This is a genomic window from Hydrogenophaga sp. FG152 (assembly GCF_057809615.1).
Genome location: NZ_JBMDKH010000006.1, coordinates 232,459 through 253,378, shown reverse-complemented (window position 1 = coordinate 253,378; position 20,920 = coordinate 232,459). Strand labels below are relative to the sequence as shown.

General features: G+C 68.7%; 20 protein-coding genes and 1 tRNA gene. 10 read left to right on the top strand and 11 right to left on the bottom strand.

Annotated elements, in window-relative coordinates:
• The first annotated feature begins 11 nt into the window (after nt 1–11).
• Nucleotides 12–923, top strand: coding sequence for a flagellar hook-associated protein FlgL (flgL, locus tag ACODTB_RS09940; RefSeq protein WP_291112529.1), 912 nt, complete (start codon nt 12–14; stop codon nt 921–923).
• Between the two features lie 14 nt (nt 924–937).
• The gene (locus tag ACODTB_RS09935; RefSeq protein WP_291112531.1) at nt 938–2,005 is read left to right on the top strand and encodes a hypothetical protein; all 1,068 of its coding nucleotides are present in this window, start codon (nt 938–940) and stop codon (nt 2,003–2,005) included.
• Here the strand turns inward: ACODTB_RS09935 and ACODTB_RS09930 are convergent.
• Nucleotides 1,986–2,834 (bottom strand): class I SAM-dependent methyltransferase, encoded by an 849-nt coding sequence (locus ACODTB_RS09930; protein WP_291112533.1) that lies wholly within the window; start codon nt 2,832–2,834, stop codon nt 1,986–1,988. The genes ACODTB_RS09935 and ACODTB_RS09930 overlap by 20 nt on opposite strands.
• Before the next feature lie 194 nt (nt 2,835–3,028).
• On the opposite strand from ACODTB_RS09930, the gene ACODTB_RS09925 reads away from it, so the two are divergent.
• Together ACODTB_RS09925 and fliK are read left to right on the top strand one after the other, a co-directional pair.
• Nucleotides 3,029–3,910, top strand: coding sequence for a flagellin N-terminal helical domain-containing protein (locus tag ACODTB_RS09925; protein WP_488929275.1), 882 nt, complete (start codon nt 3,029–3,031; stop codon nt 3,908–3,910).
• 101 nt (nt 3,911–4,011) lie between these two features.
• On the top strand, nt 4,012–4,977 hold the full coding sequence (gene fliK, locus ACODTB_RS09920) for a flagellar hook-length control protein FliK (RefSeq protein WP_291112536.1): 966 nt from the start codon (nt 4,012–4,014) through the stop codon (nt 4,975–4,977).
• Nucleotides 4,978–4,984: 7 nt separating this feature from the next.
• Here fliK and ACODTB_RS09915 read toward each other — a convergent pair whose 3' ends face one another.
• From ACODTB_RS09915 to fliE, 8 genes are read right to left on the bottom strand one after another with little or no spacing between them, the layout of a single operon-like run.
• Nucleotides 4,985–7,072: a flagellar biosynthesis protein FlhA gene (locus ACODTB_RS09915; protein ID WP_291112538.1), complete on the bottom strand. Its 2,088-nt coding sequence runs from the start codon at nt 7,070–7,072 to the stop codon at nt 4,985–4,987.
• A gap of 13 nt (nt 7,073–7,085) precedes the next feature.
• Nucleotides 7,086–8,210 carry an EscU/YscU/HrcU family type III secretion system export apparatus switch protein gene (locus ACODTB_RS09910; RefSeq protein ID WP_291112540.1) on the bottom strand — a complete coding sequence of 375 codons (1,125 nt, stop codon included), beginning with the start codon at nt 8,208–8,210 and terminating at the stop codon, nt 7,086–7,088.
• A gap of 3 nt (nt 8,211–8,213) precedes the next feature.
• Nucleotides 8,214–8,987 carry a flagellar biosynthetic protein FliR gene (fliR, locus tag ACODTB_RS09905; protein ID WP_291112542.1) on the bottom strand — a complete coding sequence of 258 codons (774 nt, stop codon included), beginning with the start codon at nt 8,985–8,987 and terminating at the stop codon, nt 8,214–8,216.
• 10 nt (nt 8,988–8,997) lie between these two features.
• Nucleotides 8,998–9,267 (bottom strand): flagellar biosynthesis protein FliQ, encoded by a 270-nt coding sequence (fliQ, locus tag ACODTB_RS09900; protein WP_291112544.1) that lies wholly within the window; start codon nt 9,265–9,267, stop codon nt 8,998–9,000.
• On the bottom strand, nt 9,264–10,058 hold the full coding sequence (gene fliP, locus ACODTB_RS09895) for a flagellar type III secretion system pore protein FliP (protein WP_291112547.1): 795 nt from the start codon (nt 10,056–10,058) through the stop codon (nt 9,264–9,266). The genes fliQ and fliP overlap by 4 nt, the downstream gene beginning before the upstream one ends.
• Nucleotides 10,055–10,441, bottom strand: a complete 387-nt coding sequence (locus tag ACODTB_RS09890) for a FliM/FliN family flagellar motor switch protein (protein WP_291112549.1) — start codon at nt 10,439–10,441, stop codon at nt 10,055–10,057. Before ACODTB_RS09890 ends, fliP begins: the two co-directional genes overlap by 4 nt.
• Nucleotides 10,442–10,447: 6 nt before the next feature.
• Nucleotides 10,448–11,332, bottom strand: a complete 885-nt coding sequence (locus tag ACODTB_RS09885) for a FliM/FliN family flagellar motor C-terminal domain-containing protein (RefSeq protein ID WP_291112551.1) — start codon at nt 11,330–11,332, stop codon at nt 10,448–10,450.
• A gap of 5 nt (nt 11,333–11,337) precedes the next feature.
• The gene (gene fliE / locus ACODTB_RS09880; RefSeq protein ID WP_291112553.1) at nt 11,338–11,661 is read right to left on the bottom strand and encodes a flagellar hook-basal body complex protein FliE; all 324 of its coding nucleotides are present in this window, start codon (nt 11,659–11,661) and stop codon (nt 11,338–11,340) included.
• 295 nt (nt 11,662–11,956) lie between these two features.
• On the opposite strand from fliE, the gene ACODTB_RS09875 reads away from it, so the two are divergent.
• The 4 genes from ACODTB_RS09875 (at nt 11,957) to ACODTB_RS09860 (ending at nt 15,742) form a co-directional block, all read left to right on the top strand.
• The gene (locus ACODTB_RS09875; protein ID WP_488929274.1) at nt 11,957–13,513 is read left to right on the top strand and encodes a methyl-accepting chemotaxis protein; all 1,557 of its coding nucleotides are present in this window, start codon (nt 11,957–11,959) and stop codon (nt 13,511–13,513) included.
• A 117-nt stretch (nt 13,514–13,630) separates the two neighbouring features.
• Nucleotides 13,631–13,715: transfer RNA gene (locus ACODTB_RS09870), tRNA-Leu, on the top strand.
• 42 nt (nt 13,716–13,757) lie between these two features.
• Nucleotides 13,758–14,378 carry a DUF6806 family protein gene (locus ACODTB_RS09865; RefSeq protein ID WP_291118316.1) on the top strand — a complete coding sequence of 207 codons (621 nt, stop codon included), beginning with the start codon at nt 13,758–13,760 and terminating at the stop codon, nt 14,376–14,378.
• Between the two features lie 62 nt (nt 14,379–14,440).
• Nucleotides 14,441–15,742, top strand: a complete 1,302-nt coding sequence (locus tag ACODTB_RS09860; protein ID WP_488929273.1) for an MFS transporter — start codon at nt 14,441–14,443, stop codon at nt 15,740–15,742.
• On the opposite strand, the gene murI is transcribed toward ACODTB_RS09860, so the two are convergent.
• Both murI and ACODTB_RS09850 read right to left on the bottom strand, forming a co-directional pair.
• Complete coding sequence (murI, locus tag ACODTB_RS09855) at nt 15,739–16,539, bottom strand: glutamate racemase (RefSeq protein WP_291118312.1); 801 nt, start codon at nt 16,537–16,539, stop codon at nt 15,739–15,741. The genes ACODTB_RS09860 and murI overlap by 4 nt on opposite strands.
• On the bottom strand, nt 16,536–18,089 hold the full coding sequence (locus ACODTB_RS09850; protein ID WP_291118309.1) for a fumarate hydratase: 1,554 nt from the start codon (nt 18,087–18,089) through the stop codon (nt 16,536–16,538). Before ACODTB_RS09850 ends, murI begins: the two co-directional genes overlap by 4 nt.
• Before the next feature lie 151 nt (nt 18,090–18,240).
• On the opposite strand from ACODTB_RS09850, the gene fumC reads away from it, so the two are divergent.
• Both fumC and gltS read left to right on the top strand, forming a co-directional pair.
• Nucleotides 18,241–19,638: a class II fumarate hydratase gene (gene fumC, locus ACODTB_RS09845; protein WP_291118306.1), complete on the top strand. Its 1,398-nt coding sequence runs from the start codon at nt 18,241–18,243 to the stop codon at nt 19,636–19,638.
• 16 nt (nt 19,639–19,654) lie between these two features.
• Entirely contained in the window at nt 19,655–20,884 is a 1,230-nt protein-coding gene (gltS, locus tag ACODTB_RS09840; RefSeq protein WP_291118303.1) for a sodium/glutamate symporter, read from the top strand.
• The last annotated feature ends 36 nt before the right edge of the window (nt 20,885–20,920 follow it).

Below are 20,920 nucleotides of genomic sequence, written 5' to 3'. Positions count from 1 at the left end.
GAGAAGAGACCATGCGCATCGCCAGCACCCAGTACCACACCACCATGAACACCTCGCTGCAGATGGCGTCGTTCAAGGTCGAGCAACTCATGCAGCAGATGGCCACGGGCGAGCGCCTGCTGGTGCCTTCGGACGACCCCATCGCCAGCGTGCGCCTGGGCCGCCTGGCGCGCGAGCAGGCCGCACTGGACCAGTACCGCGACAACATCGCCGCCCTGGGCGGGCGCCTGCGGCACAGCGAGGTGCTGCTCGACAGCATGAGCCGCGACATGCTGCAGATGCGCGACCTGCAGATCTGGGCCGCCGACGGCACCAACACCTCGGAAGACGTGCAGGCCATGGCCACGCAGCTCATCTCGCTGCGCGACAGCATCTTCGCCACCGCCAACACCCGCGACCAGGAGGGCCGCTACCTGTTTTCGGGCACCGCCTCGAACACCGCGACCCTCACGCACGACCCGGCCGCCGCGCCCGGCGCGCGCTACAGCTTCACCGGCAACACCGACCTGCAACAGGTGGTGGTGGGCAACGGCATCACGCAGGCGGCCAACGTGCCGCTGGACGAGATGGCCGCCTTCCTGAACCAGCTCGACCTCACCATCCAGGACTTCCAGACGCCCGGCGTCACCGTCAACGACCCCGCCGTGCGGGCCCGCCTCAAGGCCACCACGGACCTGCTCGACACCACCTTCAACAGCGTGAGCTCGCGCATCGCGCGCATCGGTGGCTCGCTCACCACGCTGGACTCGCAGGACACCTCGCTGGCCAACGTGAGCCTGTCCAATGACCATGCGGTGCTCGCGCTCGGCAAGCTCGACTACGCCGAAGCCGCCGTGCACCTCAGCGGCTACACCACCGCGTTGCAGGCCACGCAGAAGGCCTACGCCAAGGTGTCGGCGCTCTCGCTGTTCAACGTGCTCTGACCGGTCGTTCGCGCATGCAGGTCAACACGCTTCCGGCCCTTCGATCCAGCGCGAGCCCCGAGCGCTCGTCGTCCGGCGCCGCGCTCAATGCCGGGCGGACTGCGGGCCTGGCGACGGCGGTGCCCGTGGCGGCCAGCGCCCATCCCCTGCGCGGCCCGGCGGGCGCGGCGGCCCGACCGGCGTCCGCCTTCAGTCCCTGGGATGGCGAACGGCACGGTCAGGTGGCCGCAGCCCAGTCGTCGAAGGCCTACCTGGGCCGGCTGTCCGCCGATCTGCACACGCTCAAGTCGGGCTACAGCGACCAGCTCGCCGAGCCGGCCACGGCCCACCAGCGCGAGCCCGAACTCGCGGCGGCGCGGCAAGGCCTGAAGACCCTCTGGCGCCAGCGCGCCGCGTCCACCGGCGCTGCCATCGACCCGCAACTGCAGTACCAGGGCCACGGTGCGGCCCGCCAGACCTTCCGCATCCGCGGCATCGACGCGGCCGCGCTCTCGCAGGGCGCGCGCGAGGTGCTCAGCATCGGCCTGCCGTCCAACCTGGCCGGCCCGCTGACCGTCACCATCGACCCCGAGCAGGGCGTGCACAGCAACGTGCGCCGGCTCGACCACGCCCTGGCTGCGGCCGAGGTGCGCGTGCACATCGATGACCGGGGTGAACCGGTGTTCAGCGCATCGGAAGCCACCTGGGACAAGGTGCAGGACCGCATCACCATCAAGGGCGAAGGACATCGGTTTGCCGACGGCGTGGCCCAGCGCGTGCGCACCCAGACCGAGGCACCGGCCCTGCCTTCGGCCCTGTACGAGCAGGCGCCGGTAGAGCTGCAGGAAATCCGCACCGCATTGCAGCGCGTGATCCATGCGCTGGACCGCGTGGGCTTCACCCAGGCCCAGGTGGCCGGCGCGCTGGCACTGGCCTCGGCCGAGGCCAGCGCCGCCTCGGCGGAGATTCCGGCAGAGTCGGTGGAGCGTTCGGCCCAGGCCTTTCTGGTGCGCACGCAGTCGATGCGCTTCGAGACCTATGCCGATGTGGCGCCGGCCCTGGCGGGCGTGAACCGCGCGCGGGTCATGGCGCTGCTGGGCTGACGCGGGCCGGAGCGCCGGCGCTCGTCGCCACCACCACGTGGGCCTGGATCTTGCCGGCCACCGGGCCGTCGCCGTGGCGGCTGGCGATGGCCTCGGTCGCGCGGTCCGTGGCGAACTGCAGCAGACCGGCATCCCGCGCCTCGATTTCGTTGCGCAGCGGCGTCCCCTGGCAGTAGGCGGTGGCAGCGTCCCGTGCCGAAGCAGCATGGCTCACTTCTTCGCGCGTCTCGATCCGGATGTCGGTAAACCCCGCGCGGCTCAGCTCGTCGCGGATCCCGGCGACATCGTGGTAACCGTGCGGTACGAGGGCCGGGAAGCGCGGCGGGTTGTCCGGGAACACGGTGGCGAGGGCGTTGGTGACCTCGTCGGCAAAGGCGTTGTTCTCGATGCGGTCCCAGGTGCTGAAGACAAAGTGCCCACCCGGCCGGAGCACGCGACGGGCCTCGGTATAGCCGGCGACCCGATCGGGGAAGAACATCACGCCGAACTGGCAGCAGACAGCGTCGAATGTGCCGTCCGCGAACGGCAGGTGGAGCGCGTCCGCCGGTTGCCATTCGATGCGGGCATCGACCCCTTGCCGGGCGGCGGCATGGGTCAGCATGGGCTGGTTGAGGTCGGTCACCACGTAGCGTGCGTGAGCGCCGAGCCGGGGCGCCAGTGCCCGGGTGACCACACCGGTGCCAGCCGCGGTCTCCAGTACCGCACCGGGTGAGAAGGCTGCCACCAGCTCCGCCATGTGTTTCGCGTAGGCCGCGAAGATCATGGGGACCATCAGGCTGTCGTAGAACTTCGGGATCGAGCCCGCGAAGACGGTGTGGGTTTCGGCCATGAGACCTCCCATGGAAGGTGGGATGGTGCGCTTCGTCAGAGCCCTCGTCAACGCCGCTCAGCCAGCTTTCTCGGTGCCAACGGATCTATTCGAAAAAATTCTGCTGCCGCATTTAAGGACCCGCTCCAGCAGGTCGCTCTGTACTGGTGAGGTCGTCGATACCCGGCGTCCCAACCGATCAAGGAGTACCCACCATGTTGAGCCTGCACACCAACTACGCTTCGCTGAGCACCCAGAACGCCCTGGGCTCCACCCAGAAGACCCTGACGACGTCCATGGCCCGCCTGGGCACGGGCTTCCGCATCAACTCCGCCATGGACGATGCCGCCGGCCTGCAGATCGCCACCCGCATGAACGCCCAGTCGCGCGGCATGGCCGTGGCGATGCGCAACACGCAGAACGGCATCTCGATGATGCAGACCGCCGAAGGCGCGTTCAAGGAAATGACGAACATCGTCACCCGCATGAAGGACCTGGCCACCGAAGCGGCCAACGGCTCGGCCACCCAGGAAGACCGCGACGCCCTCCAGTCCGAGTTCGACCAGCTCGGTGAAGAGCTCGGCAACATCATGACGAACAGCTCGTTCGCCGGTGAAGCCCTGTTCAGCAAGGACGGCACGGCCGGCAAGCTCGGCGCTGCGGCCGTGACGTTCCAGATCGGCGCGACGACCGCCGAAACGATGGACGTGGACGTGACCACGGCCCTGGGCGACCTGGGCACCGACCTCGACGCCGTGGTGGCCACCTACACCGCCGGCGTGACCGCCACCGCCGGCACCGAAATCGCCAGCGCCGCCGCCGCCAACACCGCCATCGACGACCTGGCCGACGTGCTGGACTCCATCGGTGCCGTGCGCGCGCAGCTGGGTGCTTCGTCCAACCGCCTGGAAAGCGTCTACAACAACCTGGGCAACCAGCGCACCCAGACCGAAGCCTCCAAGGGCCGAATCATGGACGTGGACTACGCCGCTGAAACGGCCAACATGACGAAGAACCAGATGCTGATGCAGGCCAGCACCTCGATGCTCAAGCAGTCGTCGAGCATGTCGCAGCTGGTCATGTCGCTCATGCAGTAAACCGGCGACTTCGGCCGCCTTCCACGGCGGCCCGAGACGACAAAGCCAGCCGGTGAACCGGCTGGCTTTTTTTCATTCCGAAGGGGTGGACGGAGACCTGCATGAACATCGATCGCGTCACCGCCGCGAGCCTCACGCCGCAGCAGCGCCATCCCGCCCGGGACGGCGCGCCGCGACCGGCCGTGGGCGAGCACATTGCGCTGCGCTACGAGGGGCGCGACGAGCACGGCGTGACGCTGCGGCGCGATCGCGGCGCCACGCTGCGCCTGCCCCCGCAAGGCGCCTGGGCCCAGGGCCTTTCGGTGGGCGACATGGTGTGGATGCGGGTGCTGGCGACCGAGCCTTCGCTCGAACTCGAGTTCGTCGCGCCCCGGCCGGGCGTGCCGGGCGCCCTCGCATCACCCGACGAACTGCCCGCGATGCGCCTGGACCAGGCGGCCCTGCGGGCCTACCAGTGGAAGCTGCCGCCGCCCGCCGAGCTGGCGGCCGCATGGCGCGTCATCCTCACGTCCCGCCATATGGACCTGGGCCTGCAAGGGCTGGCGCTGCTGGAGCGGCCACCGCTGGCGCTGCCCGGCCCGCACACGGCGCCCGGTTCGCCGCTGCCGGAGCGCGGCGAGCCCGGTCACTGGCGTTTTCACCTGTACGCCTGGGGCGGCATGAGCGTGGCGCTGCGCGTGGCCGCGGCGCCGCGGTGGGAGCGACGCAAGCCTCGGCCACGGGAAGAGGGGCCCGCCGGCCTGGAGGTGGCCCTGACCCTGCCGCAGGCCGGCCCGATCACGGTGCAGTTGCTGTGGGTGGGGGGCGGCCTGGCCATGGCCCTGATTCCCCGACAGGCTCAGGTGCTGCCCCTGCTGCGCGAGCTGATGCCGGCGCTGGCCGAGGCCCTGGACCGCCTGGGCGCGCCGCTGGTGAAGGTGCAGCTGGGCACGCCGCTGGCACCCCTGCCGCCAGGGGGCTTGAACTACCGACCCGGCCCGACCTCGCCGCTGTTGCTGCACGCCCTGGCCGAGGTGGTAAGCAGCGTCACGCGGCACTGGCCGGTGCCGCCGGACGCCTTGGCCTGAAGGCCGCTCAGCCCAGCGAGCCGACGATGGAGACCTCGCGCTGCTCGGGCACCTCGTTGTAGGACAGCACGTGCAGGCCCGGCGCGAACAGCCGGGCGTAGCGCGCCAGCAGAGGGCGCACCTGGGGCATCACCAGCAGCAGCGGCGTGGCCGCCATCTGCTTCATCTGCTCGCGCGCGATGGGCATGTGGGACTGCAGCTGGTTGAGCAGGTTGGGGTCGATGGGGAAGTTGTCCAGCGCCACCTTGCCGGCGCTGCGCGCCTGGTTGAGCGCGCCCAGCAGCAGGTTCTCCAGCTCGCCGCCCATGTTGAAGGCCTTGATCTCGCCGGTCTGGCCGCACAGGGCGCCGACGATCTGGCGGCGCAGCGTGCAGCGCACCTCGGCGGCCAGCAGCAATGGGTCCTTGGTCTGCTCCGCGTTGTCCAGCAGGGTGGTGGCCACGGGCACGATGTCCTTGAGCGACACGTTCTCGGCCAGCAGGGTGCGGAACACCTTGAGCAGCATGCTGTGGGTGAAGGCCTTGTCCAGCGCCGCCGACAGCTTGGGGGCGAGCGCGCCCAGCCGCTCCATCAGCGCGTGGACGTCGTCGTGCTGGAACAGCTCGCCGAGGTTCTCGCGCATCAGCTTGGTCACGTGCGTGGCGATCACCGTGGGCACGTCCACCACCTGGTAGCCCATGCCCAGGGCGTGCGCCTTCTGCGCGGGCTCGATCCAGACCACCGGCATGCGGAACGACGGGTCGGCGCCCGGGATGCCGTCGATGTCGCCATACACCTGGGGCCCCGGGATGGCCATGAGCCGGTCGGCGAACACCTCGGCCTGCGCCAGCACCGTGCCGTGCATGAGCACCGAGTAGAAGTTGGGCTTGAGGCCGAGGTCGTCGCGCGCGCCGATGGGCGGCAGCACCACGCCCATGCCTTCGCTCAGGGTCTGGCGCACGCCCTTGAGGCGCTTGGCGAGCACGGCGCCTTGCCCGGGGTCGATCAGGCCCACCAGCTTGTAGCCCACCGACACGGCCACCGGCTCCACCACCGGCAGGCTTTTCCAGTCGATCTCGGGCTGGCTCTCGGTCAGCAGGGCCACCTGCACCTGGGCGGTGGGGTCGGGCGGGGCCACCACCACGCGCGAGCCCATGCGCCACGCCACGTAACCGAGCACGCCGGCGAAGGCGAAGAAGATCAAGGTGGGCATGCCCGGGATGGCGCCCAGCAGGGCCATCAGGCCGGCCGCCCCGTACAGCACGCCCGGCGAAGCCAGCAGCTGGCCGGTGATCTGCTTCTCGATGTCGCCCGACTCGCTGGCGCGGGTGACGATGATGGCCGCGGCGGCGGAGAGCAGCAGCGCCGGGATCTGCGCGACCAGACCGTCGCCGATGGTCAGCAGCGCGTACAGCTTGAACGACTCGCCCAGCGAGAGGTCGTGCATGAAGCTGCCGATGAGCACGCCGCCGATGAGGTTGATCAGCAGGATCAGGATGCCGGCGATGGCATCGCCCTTGACGAACTTGGAGGCGCCGTCCATGGCGCCGTAGAAGTCGGCCTCGCCGGCCACTTCCTTGCGGCGCGTCTGGGCGCCTTCCTGGTTGATGAGGCCGGCGTTGAGGTCGGCGTCGATCGCCATCTGCTTGCCGGGCAGGGCGTCGAGCGTGAAGCGCGCCGACACCTCCGAGATGCGCTCGGCGCCTTTGGTGACCACCAGGAAGTTGATGATCATCAGGATCACGAACACCACCAGGCCGACCACGAAGTTGCCACCGATCACCACGTGGCCGAAGGCCTCGACCACCTGGCCGGCCGCGTCCGTGCCCTGGTGGCCGTTGAGCAGCACCACCCGCGTCGAGGCCACGTTGAGCATCAGGCGCAGCAGCGTGGCGCCCAGGATGACGGTGGGGAAGATGGAGAAGTCCAGCGGCCGGCGGCTGTTGACCGCGACCAGAATCACGATCAGGGAGAGCACGATGTTGAACGTGAACAGCACGTCCAGCAGCAGCGGCGGCAGCGGCAGGATCACCATCGTCAGCATCGCCAGCAGGAAAAGCGGCGCGGCGTAGCGCATGCGCTGCAGGTCGGACCAGAGTGACTTCAGGGCGTTCATGGCGGGCTTCGGGTCAGGTCAGGTGGGCGGGGACGTGGAGGTCGGCGGGCAGCGCGGGCTGCGCCTTGCGGCCGCCCTCGCGGTAGGCGCGCAGCTGGAGCACATGGCGCAGCACGAGCGCCACGGCCTGGTACAGCGCGGCCGGGATCTGCTGCTTGACCTGGCTGGTGTTGTAGATGGCGCGCGCCAGTGGCGGCAGCTCCAGCACCTCCACCTTGTGTTCGGTGGCCAGGGCGCGGATGTAGAGCGCGAGTTCGTCCACGCCCTTGGCGATGACGTAGGGCGCTTCGGCCTTCTGCGTGTCGTACTTGAGCGCCACCGCGTAGTGCGTGGGGTTGACGATCACCACGTCGGCGGTGGGCACGATCTTGCGCACGCTGCGCTTGGCGATCTGCTGCTGCAGCTGGCGGATGCGCTGGCGCACCTCGGGCCGGCCTTCGCTGGTCTTGTGCTCTTCCTTCAGGTCGCGCTTGCTCATGCGCTGCTCGCGCAGGAAGACGAAGCGCTGCAGCGGCAGGTCGATCAGCGCGAACACCACGAACACGCTGCACAGGGTGAAGATGCCGGTGATCGCCAAGCCCATGGCCTGCGCCAGCGCCTCGTGCAGCGGCAGGCCCTGCAGCCGCAGGAAGGCTGGGCGGGTGGAACTCGCGGTGTGCCAGAGCACGCCACCCAGGCAGGCCGCCTTGGCGGCGGTGGTGGCCCAGTCGATCAGGTGCTTGGGCTTGGTGATGCGGCTGAAGTAGCTCAGCGGGTTCAGCCGCTCCAGCTTGGGCATGAACTGGTCGGTGCTGAGCACCCAGCCGCTGGGGAACAGCGTGAACGCGGCCACGATGAGGGGGATGAGCGCCAGGGGCAGCACCATCTTGCCCACCAGCAGGATCGCCGGCTTGAAGGCGTTGGACCACAGGTTGTCCAGCGCGGCCTCGCCGTCGAGCACCACGAAGCCCAGGCCGAACAGGTGCTTGAAATCCGCCAGGTACGAGGGCGCCAGGATGACGATGAGCTGCAGGCTGCAGACCAGGCCCACGGCAGTGGCCACGTCCTTGGAGCGGGCGACCTGGCCCTTCTCGCGCGCCTTGCGCAGCTTCTGCGCGCTGGCGTCTTCGGTCTTTTCCCCGGTGTCCTGCTCGGCCATGGCTTACCTCACCACCATCATCTGTTCGAGCATGCCCAGCACGCGCGAGGTGAGGCGCACGTACTGCTCGGGGATGTAGCGCACCAGGCCGGAGAGCATGAACAGGCCGAACACGATGATCAGCGAGAAGCCGAGCGAGAACAGGTTGAAGGCCGGCGCGATGCGGTTGAGCAGGCCGAAGCCGATCTGCACCACCAAGGCCGAGAAGATCACCGGCAGGGCCAGCAGCAGGGCGGCCGAGAAGACCCACGCCACCTGCAGCGGCAGCATCTCCAGCGCCACCTGCGGGATGCCGCCGCCCACGGGCCAGGATTTGAAGCTCGATCCCATCACGCCGTTGAAGACCAGGTGGCCTTCGACGGCGAAGAACACCAGGATGCTCATGACGTAGAGCAGGGTGGAGACCACGTCGGAGGACACGCCGCTCATGGGGTCGTTCATGACCGCCATGGACAGGCCCATCTGCGACGAGGCCATGAAGCCCAGCAGGGTGAAGACCGCCATGATGAACTGGAAACACAGGCCAATGATCAGGCCGATCACCACCTGCTCGATGGTGGTGACGATGCCGAGCAGGGAGAAGGGGGTGATCGGCGCCGGGGGCTGCGCCACCGGCAGCAGCACCACGGCCAGCGCCAGCGCCAGCAGCACGCGCACGGTGACGGGCACCATGTTCTCGCCCACCACCGGCATGAACGAGAGCATGGCCAGCAGCCGCACGAAGGGCCACCACATCGCCAGCAGCGTGGCCAGCAATTGACCGAAGACCGGCTCCATGGGGCTCACGTCAGATCGCCAGCTGCGCGGCGCGTTCGAAGATGGCGATGCAGTAGTCCATGAGCTTGCTCGCCAGCCACTGCCCCATGAAGATGATGGCCAGCAGCGTCACGATGAGGCGGGGCAGGAAGCTCAGCGTCTGCTCGTTGATCTGCGTGGCGGCCTGGAACAGGCTCACCACCACGCCCACCACCAGGCTGGGGCCGATGAGCAGCGTGACCAGCACCACCACCAGCTTCAGGCACTCGGCCACCAGTTCGACGGCGATCTCGGGCGTCATATCGCGCGCACGCTGGTCACCAGCGTGTTGACCGTCAGCGTCCAGCCATCCACCAGCACGAACAGCAGCAGCTTGAGCGGCAGGGAGATCACCAGGGGCGAGAGCATCATCATGCCCATGGCCATCAGCACGGACGAGACCACCAGGTCGATGACCAGGAAGGGAATGAACAGCATGCAGCCGATCATGAAAGCCGTCTTGAGCTCGCTCAGCACGAAGGCGGCGAGCTTGACGGTGAAGGGGTGCAACGCGGGGTCGGTGACGGCGGGCGCGCCGGCCAGCGTGGCGATCTGTTCGAGCGCGGGCTTGCTGGTCTGCGCGAGCATGAAGCGCGAGAGCGGCGCCTCGGCGTTCTCCAGCGCCTGGGCCAGGGTGATCCTGCCCTCGTCGTAGGGTTGCAGCGCGTCGGTCCAGATGCGCTCGCCCACCGGCCGCATCACCAGCAGGGTGAGGATGAGCGCGATGCCGGTGATGATGCGGTTGGGCAGGCCCTGCTGCAGGCCCAGCGCCTGGCGCAGCAGCGAGAGCACGATGACGAAGCGGGTGAAGCTGGTCATCATGAGCATCATGGCCGGGAGCAAGCCCAGCAGCGTCATGATGATCAGGATCTGCGTGCGAACCGTGTAGTCGGTGGTGCCGCCGCTGGTGTTGCTGCTGAAGATCTGCAGCCCTTGACCCCCCGCCGGCGCCTGGGCCTGCGCCAGCGCATCGGTGCTGGCCAGCCCCGCGAGCGCTGCCAGCGTGACGGCGCCCAGGAGCAGGGCGCCGGGTCGAAGGGCGCGTGGCGTCATGCGGCCAGGCTGTCCAGGTTCAGGTCGGAGATCTCGACCACTTTCAGGCCGTAGTTTTCGCCGGAGACCACCACCACGGCCTTGCCGATGGACACGCCATTGACCTTGATGGTCAGCGGCTCGCCAGCCAGCGCATCGAGTTCGACCACGCTGTCGGTGCTCAGGTGCGCCAGGTCTTCCAGCGACACCCGGGTCGAGCCCAGCTCCAGCGTGAGCGTGACCGGGATCTTGCGCATGAGGCTGCCCATGCCCAGCCGGGGTGCCGGGGCCTCGAACGCCACCGGTTCCGCCGCGGGTTTCTCGGCCGGGCCGTCCATGTAGGACAGCAGTTCGTCGATGCCGCCGGTGGCGTCGGCTGGGGAGGGCGCGGTGAGGTTTTCCATGGCGGTTCAGACTTCTTGGAGGGAGGTGAGACAGAGCTTGCCGCCGTGCTCGACCACGCTGGCCTTGAGCACCGGGCTGTCCTGGATGCGCACGGTGGCCAGGCCGAGGTCGACCGGCAGCACGCTGCCAGGCCGCAGCGCCATCACGTCGCCCAGCGACAGCGGCTTCTCCAGCAGCCGCACGTCGAGCAGCATGGGCAGCTGCCGGCGCAGGGTGGCCGGGTCGATGGGTTTTTTCGCGGGCTTGCGCCGGGGCGGCGCCAGGGCGCGCAGCAGGGCGTCCAGGGCGCAGTCTTCCAGCACCCAGTTCAGCCGGCCCATGGGGCTGCCCTGGGCGTCGAGCAGGTCGCAGCCCAGGAACAGGGCCTGGGCATCGGTGGGGCCGCCGAAGCCATGGCGCTCGGTGTCGAGCACGGCCGGCGCGGTGTCCGGGGCGGTGCGCTCCTGCAAGCCGCTGAGCAGGCGCGCCGAGAGGCACTGCACGAGGCGCTTGCCCACCTGCGCGGCGAGCCGCTGTTCGGTGGCGGTTTCCGAGCGCTGCAGCGTTTCCTGATCCAGCTGGTTCCAGTTGCTCATGCCCAGGCGGCGGGCCAGCAGCGCGAGCGCGGCCTGGCGATCGATGGAGAAACCCAGGCGGCCGGCGGCCGTGTCGAACAGGAACCAGCGCAGGGGCCTGTGCGGATGGACGCGGCGCGAATGTTCGATGCGCCCCAGCTGGAAGCCCGGTGTGGTGCGGGTGGCGAACAGGCTTTCCACGGCGGCCGCCAGATCGGCGTGGAGGACCTCGCAAAAACGGTCCAGCACGTGAACGGGGCGGCCCAGTTCGCAGGTGTCGATCACCGTCATGAGCGCCCCGCGGGCGGGCCCGATGATCTTCGTGGTCGCGGGCATGCGGCTCAGATCGGCAGCTTGATGAGGTCGTCGAGGCCCGAAACGACCTTGTTGCGCACCTGCATCATCATTTGAAAGTTGAGCGAGGCTTCCTGGCTCTTGAGCATGGCACCGACCAGGTTGTCGCTCTGGCCCGTCTCGACCGCGCTCACCATGGCCTGGGCCTCGTGGCCCTTGTCGTCCACCGAGCGGATCAGGCCGCCGATGTGGTCGGTGAACGAGCGGGCGCCCTGGCCCCCGCCGAGCGGCAACGCCTCGGCGATGTGCGACTCGCTGGCCTTGATCTGCGCAAGGCTGCTCTGGATGTTCAAAAGCATGGAGCTGTTCATGGGCGCGGCGGCGTAAGGGCTTGGGGTGAAGAAAGTATCGAGGGGCGAGGGCGCGGCCGGCCCGGGTCAACAGGCTGAAAACCCGGCGTTGGAGCCTCCGGCGGCGCCAGCGACGGCGCGTTTTCCGCGGGGAATGAGGCGGAAGGTATGCACCGCGACCGCATGGCGGATAAAGGCGCTTTCTTTCCTCAAGACGCCCGCGGCGGCGCCGATAGTTGGCGGATCAACGTCTGAACGTCAGCGCTGACGGCGCTGCATCCACCGGCCGCCTCTGGCCATCAACCCCGGGAAAAAAGTGAATTTCATCCAGTCTCTGAAGGTCGGCCCTCGCCTGATCGCCGCCTTTCTCGTCATCTGCGCCATCTGTGCCCTGGTGGGCGGCATCGGCATCTTCAACATGTCGAGGATCAACGACGAGGCCACCAAGATGTACACCCTTGAGCTGATGGGCCTCTCTCACATCAAGGAGGCGAACATCAACCTGATCTACGCCGGGCGCGCCCGCTCCAACTTCATGCTGGCCACCACCGAGGAAGAGCGCGCGGCGAACAAGGCGACCCTGGACAAGAGCCTGAACGCCGCCGGCGACTTGCTTGGCAAGGCCGCGCCCCTGTTCTATTCATCGAAGGCCAAGGACATGTTCGCCGAGGCCGAAGCCTCGCTGGCCGCCTACCGCCAGCACCTGAACACCGCGCTCAGCCTGGCCGCGCAGGACGCCCTGCTGTCCACCCGCAGCGAGGCGCTGACCAAGGCGCTGGACGACGCCCGCATCGAGTCCACCAAGGTCGACAACCTGTTCACGGAACTCTCCCGCATGAAGGAAGGCGCGGCCAGCAAGGCCAACGACCTGACGGACCAGCTCTACGCCACCAGCCTGACCATGATGCTGGCCCTCGTCGCCGCCGCCGTGGGCATCGGCATGGCGCTGGGTCTGGTGATCAGCCGCTCCATCACGCGGCCGCTGAACGAGGCCGTGCGCGTGGCCGAGACCGTGGCCGCCGGCGACCTGACCTCGCGCATTCACGTCACCAGCACCGACGAAACCGGGCAGCTGCTGAACGCGCTCAAGGCGATGAACACCAGCCTGCTCAACATCGTGAGCAACGTGCGCTCCAGCTCCGAGTCCATCGCCACCGGCAGCTCGCAGATCGCGATCGGCAACAACGACCTGAGCCAGCGCACCGAAGAACAGGCGAGCAACCTCGAACAGACCGCGGCCTCGATGGAAGAGCTCACTTCCACGGTGCGCCAGAACTCGGAGACCGCGCGCCAGGCCAACCAGCTGGCCACGACCGCCAGCGAGGCGGCCGTGCAGGGCGGCGACGTGGTGGGCCAGGTGGTGGGCACCATGCAGGACATCACCGAAAGCTCAAAGAAGATCGCCGACATCATCGGCGTGATCGACGGCATCGCGTTCCAGACCAACATCCTGGCGCTGAACGCCGCGGTGGAAGCCGCGCGCGCCGGTGAACAGGGCCGGGGTTTCGCGGTGGTGGCCGGCGAGGTGCGCAACCTGGCGCAGCGCAGCGCGGGCGCCGCCAAGGAAATCAAGCTCCTGATCAACGAGAGCGTGGAGAAGGTGGAAGCCGGCTCGCGGCTGGCCGACGACGCGGGCCGCAACATGGAAAACATCGTGTCGCAGGTCAAGCGCGTGACGGACATGATCACCGAGATCAGCGCGGCCGGCGTGGAGCAGTCGCAGGGCATCAGCCAGGTCAGCGACGCGGTGAACCAGCTCGATCAGGTCACGCAGCAGAACGCCGCCCTGGTGGAGGAAAGCGCCGCCGCGGCCGACAGCCTCAAGAGCCAGGCCAGCCGGCTGGCGGAGATTGTCGCGGTGTTCAAGGTTTGAGGTCCGCTAAGTGGTTGATGGATAACGACTTTTAGGAAATCCTCGCGGAGGCGCCGGCCCCGCCAACCCCGCGTTGGCGGGGCCGGCGTTTTTCAACCTGCCACAATCGGCCATTGGGCCTCGATGGTGAAACTGGTAAACACAGGGGACTTAAAATCCCCCGTCGCGAGACTTAGCGGTTCGAGTCCGCTTCGAGGCACCACCTCTAGGTTTTTTGCGGTTTCGCCGCTACAGTGAGTTTTCCATGACCCGATACAACGCGCCCTTCGAGATCCACGTGCACGGCGACGTGCCGTTGCGCGAGGATGTGGCCTACGGCCAGATTCAGGATGCGCTCAAACCCTTGTGGCAGTACGCAGGCGCCCGTTCGCTGGCAGCGGCGGCGGAGAGCAGCTACGAAGACGAGCCGGGCATCCGTTTCGACGCCGAGGCCCACGTGCTGCAGATCTGCTGGACGGTGCCGGGCGACGAGGATTTCCGCCAGGCGATCGAAGAGGCCTGCATGGGCCTGAACGACATCGCGTCTGCCGGGGCACCGCTGGAAGTGTCGTTCTACGACGCCGAGTACGACGAAGAAGAAGGTGCGCCCGACGAGGAAGCGCGCGACGACTTCCTGATGTGCTTCGTGGGCCCCACGCCGGCCGCCATCATGCAGGTGCAGCGCGACCTGCTGGTGCAGGACGTGCTGCACGTCATGGAACGCCACTTCGACCAGGCCGAGCTGGGCGATGTCGTGGGCGCGATCGACAAGCTCTTCAACCAGCGCTTCGAGTCGCTGGTGAATTCGATGCAGCTGGGCAAGCCGCCGCGCGGCCATGGCGGCCCGTCGCACGGTGGCCCGCGCAAGCCGCGCCACCTGCACTGACCTCCCGGTCCACTAGACTCCGGCTCAGCGCGAGCAGCTGAGTCTCGCCCTCTGGAGTCTTCATGGCCTTCTTCTCCACCGATGCCCTGAACCCCGGCGTGCGCAAGCGCGAGGTGTTCGGCTGGGCGATGTTCGACTTCGCGAACTCCGGCTACACCACGGTGGTGATCACCGCGGTGTTCGCGGCCTATTTCGTGGGGGCGGTGGCCGGCGGCGCCGAATGGGCGACTTTCGCCTGGACGCTGGCGCTCAGCATTTCGCACCTGATCGTGATGTTCACCATCCCCGCCATGGGCGCGTGGGCGGACCGCCACGCCGCCAAGAAGCGCTTGCTCATGATGACCACGCTGGGCTGTGTGCTGGCCACGGCCGCGCTGGGTCTGGTGGGGCCGGGGGCGGTGGTGCTGGGCATGGTGCTCATCGTCGTGTCCAACGTGTTCTTTGCCTGGGGCGAGTCGCTCATTGCCGCGTTCCTGCCCGAGCTGGCCAAACCGGCGGCCATGGGGCGGGTGAGCGGCTGGGGCTGGAGCCTGGGCTACGTGGGCGGCATGCTGGCGCTGGGGCTGAGCCTGGGCTATGTGCTGTGGGCCCAGGCGCAGGGCCAGAAAGCCGAGCAGTTCGTGCCGGTGACGATGGGGATCACGGCGTCGGTGTTTGCGGTGGCGGCCCTGTTCACGCTGGGTTTGCTGCGCGAGCGCGCCCAGCCGCAGACCGGGCCAGCCGGTGCGGCGGGGTGGCGCGAATCGCTGCGTCAGCTGCACCGCACCTTCCAGCAGGCGCGCCGCTACCGGGATTTCATGTGGCTGCTGGCGTGCGTGGCGGCCTACCAGGGCGGCGTGGCGGTGGCCATCACCCTGGCGGCGATCTACGCGGAGCAGGTGATCGGCTTCGTGCAGCAGGAGACCATGGTGCTGATCTTCGTGCTCAACATCGCGGCCGCGCTCGGGGCTCTGGCCTTCGGCTACTGGCAGGACCGCCTGGGCCACAAGCTGGCGCTGGGCATCACGCTGGTGGGCTGGGTGGCGACCTGCATCATCGCGGCGCTCACCACCACCAAGGGCGGCTTCTGGTACGCGGCGGCCATTGCGGGCGTGTGCATGGGCGCGAGCCAGTCTTCCGGCCGTGCCATGGCCGGCATGCTGGCGCCGCCGGCGCAACTGGCCGAGTTCTTCGGCCTGTGGACCTTCGCCACGCGGGTGGCCAGCATCATCGGCCCGCTGAGCTACGGCGCCATCACCTGGATGACCGGGGGCAACCAGCGCCTGGCGATCGGCTTCACGGCCGTGCTGTTCGTGGCCGGCCTGGCCTTGCTGATGCCGGTGAACATGCAGCGCGGGCGCGAGGCCGCGTTGCAGGCGCCTTAGAGACTTCCCGCTTCGACCGCGAGACCCAGCCAGCGCCGGGCGGCCTGGGCCAGGGCCGGGGGGTCGCCGCTGGACAGCAGCAAGGGCGGCACAGCGGGCGCGCCCGGGAGCAGAGGCAGGCCCAGCACGTCGCGGGTGCGGCGCGCGACGGGCGCGCCCGTGTCCACCAGCGTCACATCGGGGCCGCACAGGCGGCCCAGCAGCTCGGCGGCGAACGGGTAGTGCGTGCAGCCAAGCACCAGGGTGTCGATGGGGTGGTCGCCTTGGGGGCCTTGCAGCAGTTCTTTCACATAGCGCGTGCTCAAGGTCTCGATGGTGGGCAGCTCGTGCCGCTCGATGGCCGCCGCCAGGCCGTCGCAGGGCTGGCTGATGAACCGCAGCGGACGGGGCGCCGCGGCGATCAGCCGGTCGCGCAACTGGGCGAAGCGCGCGCTCTCGAGCGTGCCGCGCGTGGCCAGCACGCCGATGCCACCGCTGCGGCTCAGGGCGGCGGCGGGCTTGAGGGCGGGTTCCACGCCCACGATGGGCATGTCGGGGTAGGCCTTGCGCAGGTCGTCGATGGCGTGTGCCGTGGCGGTGTTGCAGGCCACCACCAGGGCGTCGATGCCGTGCTGCTCGCGCAGCTGGGCGGTGATGCGGTGCGTGCGCGCCGACACGTCCTGCGCCGTGCGCTCGCCGTAGGGCGCGTGCGCACTGTCGGCGGCGTAGACGAAGCGCGTGCCCGGCAGCTCGGCGAGCAGGGCCCGCAGCACGCTCAGGCCGCCGACCCCGCTGTCGAACACCCCGACGGTTTTCAAGCGGCGGCGACCTCGATGCCCTTGAACTCGCCGGTGGCGATGCGCTTCTGCCACTCCGCCGGGCCGGTGATGTGCGCGCTGGTGCCGCCCGCGTCCACGGCCACCGTCACGGGCATGTCGACCACGTCGAATTCGTAGATGGCCTCCATGCCCAGGTCGGCAAAGCCCAGCACCTTCGCGGTCTTGATGGCCTTGGAGACCAGGTAGGCCGCGCCGCCCACGGCCATGAGGTAGGCGCTCTGGTGCTTCTTGATGGCCTCGATGGCGACCGGGCCGCGCTCGGACTTGCCGATCATCGCGATCAGGCCGGTCTCGGCCAGCATCATTTCGGTGAAGCCGTCCATGCGGGTGGCCGTGGTGGGGCCGGCCGGGCCCACGGCCTCGTCGCGCACCGGGTCGACCGGGCCCACGTAATAGATCACGCGGTTGGTGAAGTCCACCGGCAGTTTCTCTCCCTTGGCCAGCATGTCCTTGATGCGCTTGTGCGCCGCGTCGCGGCCCGTGAGCATCTTGCCGTTGAGCAGCAGGGTGTCGCCGGGCTTCCAGCTGGCGACCTCTTCCTTGGTCAGCGTGTTCAGGTCGACGCGCTTGCTCTTCTGCGTGTCGGGCACCCAGTTCACATTGGGCCAGAGGTCCAGGCTCGGCGCGTCCAGGTAGACCGGGCCGCTGCCGTCCATCACGAAGTGCGCGTGGCGCGTGGCCGCGCAGTTGGGGATCATGGCCACGGGCTTGCTGGCGGCGTGCGTGGGGTACATCTTGATCTTGACGTCGAGCACGGTGGTCAGGCCGCCCAGGCCTTGCGCGCCGATGCCCAGGGCGTTGACCTTCTCGTACAGCTCCAGGCGCAGTTCCTCGACCTGGTCGAGCTTCTCGCCCTTGGCCGACTTGGCCTGCAGTTCGTACATGTCGATGTCGTCCATCAGGCTTTCCTTGGCCATCAGCACCGCCTTCTCGGCCGTGCCGCCGATGCCGATGCCCAGCATGCCCGGCGGGCACCAGCCCGCGCCCATGGTGGGCACGGTCTTGAGCACCCAGTCGACCACCGAGTCACCGGGGTTGAGCATGATCATCTTGCTCTTGTTCTCGCTGCCGCCGCCCTTGGCGGCCACGGTCACTTCCACGGTGTCGCCGGGCACCAGCTCGGTGACGATCACGGCGGGCGTGTTGTCCTTGGTGTTCTTGCGGGCGAACTGCGGGTCGGCCACGACGGAGGCGCGCAGCGTGTTGTCGGGGTGGTTGTAGCCGCGGCGCACGCCTTCGTTGATGGCGTCTTCCAGGCCGCCGGTGAAGCCTTCCCAGCGCACGTTCATGCCGACCTTGAGGAACACGTTGACGATGCCGGTGTCCTGGCAGATCGGGCGCTGGCCGGTGGCGCTCATCTTGCTGTTGGTGAGGATCTGCGCGATCGCGTCCTTGGCCGCCGGGCTCTGCTCGCGCTGGTAGGCGCGGGCCAGGTGGGCGATGTAGTCGGCGGGGTGGTAGTAGCTGATGTACTGCAGCGCGGCCGCGATGGATTCGATGAGGTCGGCCTGGCGGATGGTGGTCGTCATGGTGTCGTGGGCGTTGGGGGCAAATCGCGTCGGCGGCCGGGGCAGGGCGTCAAGAGGCCATCAGATGAGAATTGCTTTTATTTGGAGCTATGCTGGAGGGCCTTGGGGCTTGGCTTCTCCAGCCCTCTATTTTGACAGGTCACGCCACACCATGAACTCCCGCCCGGCCACCCGCTCCGAACGCGACACCTTCGGCCCCATCGACGTCCCGGCCGACCGCCTCTGGGGCGCCCAGACGCAGCGCTCGCTGCAGAACTTCGACATCTCCGGCGAGCGCCAGCCGCGCGAGATGATCCGCGCCCTGGCGCAGGTCAAGCGCGCCTCGGCCGTGGTCAACCACGCGCTGGGCCTGCAGGACGAGAAGAAGACCCAGGCCATCGCGAAAGCGGCCGACGAGGTGATCGCCGGCGGCCACGAGGTGGAGTTCCCGCTGGTGGTCTGGCAGACCGGTTCGGGCACGCAGACCAACATGAACGTGAACGAGGTGCTGGCCAACCGCGCCAGCGAGCTGCTGGGCGGGGAGCGCGGCGAAGGGCGCCTGGTGCACCCGAACGACGATGTGAACCGCAGCCAGTCGAGCAACGACGTGTTCCCCACCGCCATGCACGTGGCGGCGGTCGAGGCCCTCACGCACCGCCTGCTGCCGGCGCTGGCGCTGTTGCGCGGCACGCTGGAGAAAAAGGCGCGCGACTTCGACGGCATCGTCAAGATCGGCCGCACCCACCTGCAGGACGCCACGCCGCTCACGCTGGGCCAGGAGTTCTCGGGCTGGGTGGCACAGCTCGCGCACGGCGAGGCGCACGTGCGCGCGGCCCTGCCGCACCTGTGCGAACTGGCGCTGGGCGGCACGGCGGTGGGCACCGGCCTGAACGCGCCCAAGGGCTATGCCGAGCAGGTGGCGGCCGAGCTGGCCCGCCTCACCGGCCTGCCGTTCGTCACCGCGCCGAACAAGTTCGAGGCCATGGCCAGCGTCGATGCCCTGGTGCACGCGCACGGCGCGCTCAAGACGCTGGCGGCCAGCCTCATGAAGATCGCCAACGACGTGCGCTGGCTCGCCAGCGGTCCGCGCAGCGGGATCGGTGAGCTCAGCATTCCAGAGAACGAGCCCGGCTCGTCCATCATGCCGGGCAAGGTCAATCCCACGCAGAGCGAGGCCGTGACCATGCTGGCGGCGCAGGTGTTCGGCAACGACGTGGCGATCAACTTCGGCGGCGCCTCGGGCAACTTCGAACTCAACGTGTTCCGCCCCATGGTGGCGCACAACTTCCTGCAGAGCGTGCGCTTGCTGGCCGACGGCATGAAGAGCTTCAACGACCACTGCGCCGTGGGCATCGAGCCCAACCGCGCGCGCATCACCGAGCTGGTGGACCGCTCGCTCATGCTGGTGACGGCGCTGAACACGCACATCGGCTACGACAAGGCCGCGCAGATCGCCAAGAAGGCGCACAAGGAGGGCACGACGCTGCGCGAGGCCGCGCTGGCGCTGGGCCATGTGACGGCCGAGCAGTTCGATCAGTGGGTGGTGCCGGAGAAGATGACCGGGCGTTGACCGCTACCATGGCGCCATGATCCCGTTCCCCTGGCGCACCAGCTTCCTGGTCGATCCTTTCGCCAGCTTCACGCTCGCCATCCTGCTGCTCTTCGTCGGCAAGTGGCTCACGCAGCGCCACGCCTGGCTGCAGCGCTACAACATCCCCGAGGCCGTGGTGGGCGGGGTGGTGTGTGCGCTGGTGGTGTGTTCGCTCTACTACGCGCTGGACGTGCGGGTGGTGTTCGAGCTCGGCGCGCGGGACATGCTGCTGCTGTATTTCTTCGCCGCGATCGGCCTGGGCACGGATGTGCGCACGCTGCGCCAGGGCGGTCGCTCGCTGGTGGTGCTGCTGGTGCTGGCCATCGGCTTCATGCTGCTGCAGAACGGGGTCGGCATGGCCGCGGCCAGCGCGTTCGGCATGGACGCGCGGGCGGGCCTCATGGCGGGATCGATCTCGCTCACCGGCGGGGTTGGCACCACGCTGGCCTGGACGCCGCACTTCGTCGACCGCCTGGGCATTGCCAACGCGGGCGAGCTGGGCCTGGCGGCCAACATGGTGGGCATGATCGCGGCCTGCCTGGTGGGCGGGCCGCTGGCGGCGTGGTTGATGCGGCGCCACCGCATCGTGCCCTCGGGCGAGGCGGACGTGGAGGTCGGCACGCGCTACCAGGATGAAGTCCATTTGCGGCTCGACTACCACGGCGTGTTGATGGCCTTGCTCTGGCTCAACCTGGCCTTGATGCTGGGGCAGGGCGTCAACGAGCTGGTCGCGCTCACCGGGCTGCACCTGCCGGCTTTCGTGGGCTGCCTGATGGCGGGCATCGGCCTGCGAAGCGCTGGGCAGTGGCTGGCGCCCGAAGGCGGTCGCCTGTGGAACTGGCCGAGCATGCGGCTGGGGGTGGCGCTGATCTCTGATTTGAGCCTCGGCCTGTTCCTCACCATGGCGCTCATGGGCCTGCGCCTGTGGGAGCTGGAGCCGGTGCTGGGCTTCATGGCCGTGACCATGACGCTGCAGGTGCTGCTCGCGGTGGCCTTCACGGCTTTCGTCGTGTTCCGCTTCATGGGGCGCGACTACGAAGCGGCCGTCATCTGCTCGGGCTTCGGCGGCATCGCGCTGGGCTCGACGGCCACGGCCATCGCCAACATGAGCGCGGTGGTGCGGGCCTACGGCGCCGCGCCCCGGGCCTTCATCGTCGTGCCGCTCGTGTGCGGCTTCTTCATCGACCTGGCCAACGCGCTGGTGATCGGCCTGCTGGCGCGATGAGCGCATGAAAAAGCCCGGCAGAGGCCGGGCGTTTTC

What these genes read in the sequence shown, in the direction of transcription:
- flgL (WP_291112529.1), top strand. Translation starts at nt 12, where the DNA reads ATGCGCATCGCCAGCACCCAGTACCACACCACCATGAACACCTCGCTG.
- ACODTB_RS09935 (WP_291112531.1), top strand. Translation starts at nt 938, where the DNA reads ATGCAGGTCAACACGCTTCCGGCCCTTCGATCCAGCGCGAGCCCCGAG.
- ACODTB_RS09930 (WP_291112533.1), bottom strand. Translation starts at nt 2,834, where the DNA reads ATGGCCGAAACCCACACCGTCTTCGCGGGCTCGATCCCGAAGTTCTAC.
- ACODTB_RS09925 (WP_488929275.1), top strand. Translation starts at nt 3,029, where the DNA reads ATGTTGAGCCTGCACACCAACTACGCTTCGCTGAGCACCCAGAACGCC.
- fliK (WP_291112536.1), top strand. Translation starts at nt 4,012, where the DNA reads ATGAACATCGATCGCGTCACCGCCGCGAGCCTCACGCCGCAGCAGCGC.
- ACODTB_RS09915 (WP_291112538.1), bottom strand. Translation starts at nt 7,072, where the DNA reads ATGAACGCCCTGAAGTCACTCTGGTCCGACCTGCAGCGCATGCGCTAC.
- ACODTB_RS09910 (WP_291112540.1), bottom strand. Translation starts at nt 8,210, where the DNA reads ATGGCCGAGCAGGACACCGGGGAAAAGACCGAAGACGCCAGCGCGCAG.
- fliR (WP_291112542.1), bottom strand. Translation starts at nt 8,987, where the DNA reads ATGGAGCCGGTCTTCGGTCAATTGCTGGCCACGCTGCTGGCGATGTGG.
- fliQ (WP_291112544.1), bottom strand. Translation starts at nt 9,267, where the DNA reads ATGACGCCCGAGATCGCCGTCGAACTGGTGGCCGAGTGCCTGAAGCTG.
- fliP (WP_291112547.1), bottom strand. Translation starts at nt 10,058, where the DNA reads ATGACGCCACGCGCCCTTCGACCCGGCGCCCTGCTCCTGGGCGCCGTC.
- ACODTB_RS09890 (WP_291112549.1), bottom strand. Translation starts at nt 10,441, where the DNA reads ATGGAAAACCTCACCGCGCCCTCCCCAGCCGACGCCACCGGCGGCATC.
- ACODTB_RS09885 (WP_291112551.1), bottom strand. Translation starts at nt 11,332, where the DNA reads ATGCCCGCGACCACGAAGATCATCGGGCCCGCCCGCGGGGCGCTCATG.
- fliE (WP_291112553.1), bottom strand. Translation starts at nt 11,661, where the DNA reads ATGAACAGCTCCATGCTTTTGAACATCCAGAGCAGCCTTGCGCAGATC.
- ACODTB_RS09865 (WP_291118316.1), top strand. Translation starts at nt 13,758, where the DNA reads ATGACCCGATACAACGCGCCCTTCGAGATCCACGTGCACGGCGACGTG.
- ACODTB_RS09860 (WP_488929273.1), top strand. Translation starts at nt 14,441, where the DNA reads ATGGCCTTCTTCTCCACCGATGCCCTGAACCCCGGCGTGCGCAAGCGC.
- ACODTB_RS09850 (WP_291118309.1), bottom strand. Translation starts at nt 18,089, where the DNA reads ATGACGACCACCATCCGCCAGGCCGACCTCATCGAATCCATCGCGGCC.
- fumC (WP_291118306.1), top strand. Translation starts at nt 18,241, where the DNA reads ATGAACTCCCGCCCGGCCACCCGCTCCGAACGCGACACCTTCGGCCCC.
- gltS (WP_291118303.1), top strand. Translation starts at nt 19,655, where the DNA reads ATGATCCCGTTCCCCTGGCGCACCAGCTTCCTGGTCGATCCTTTCGCC.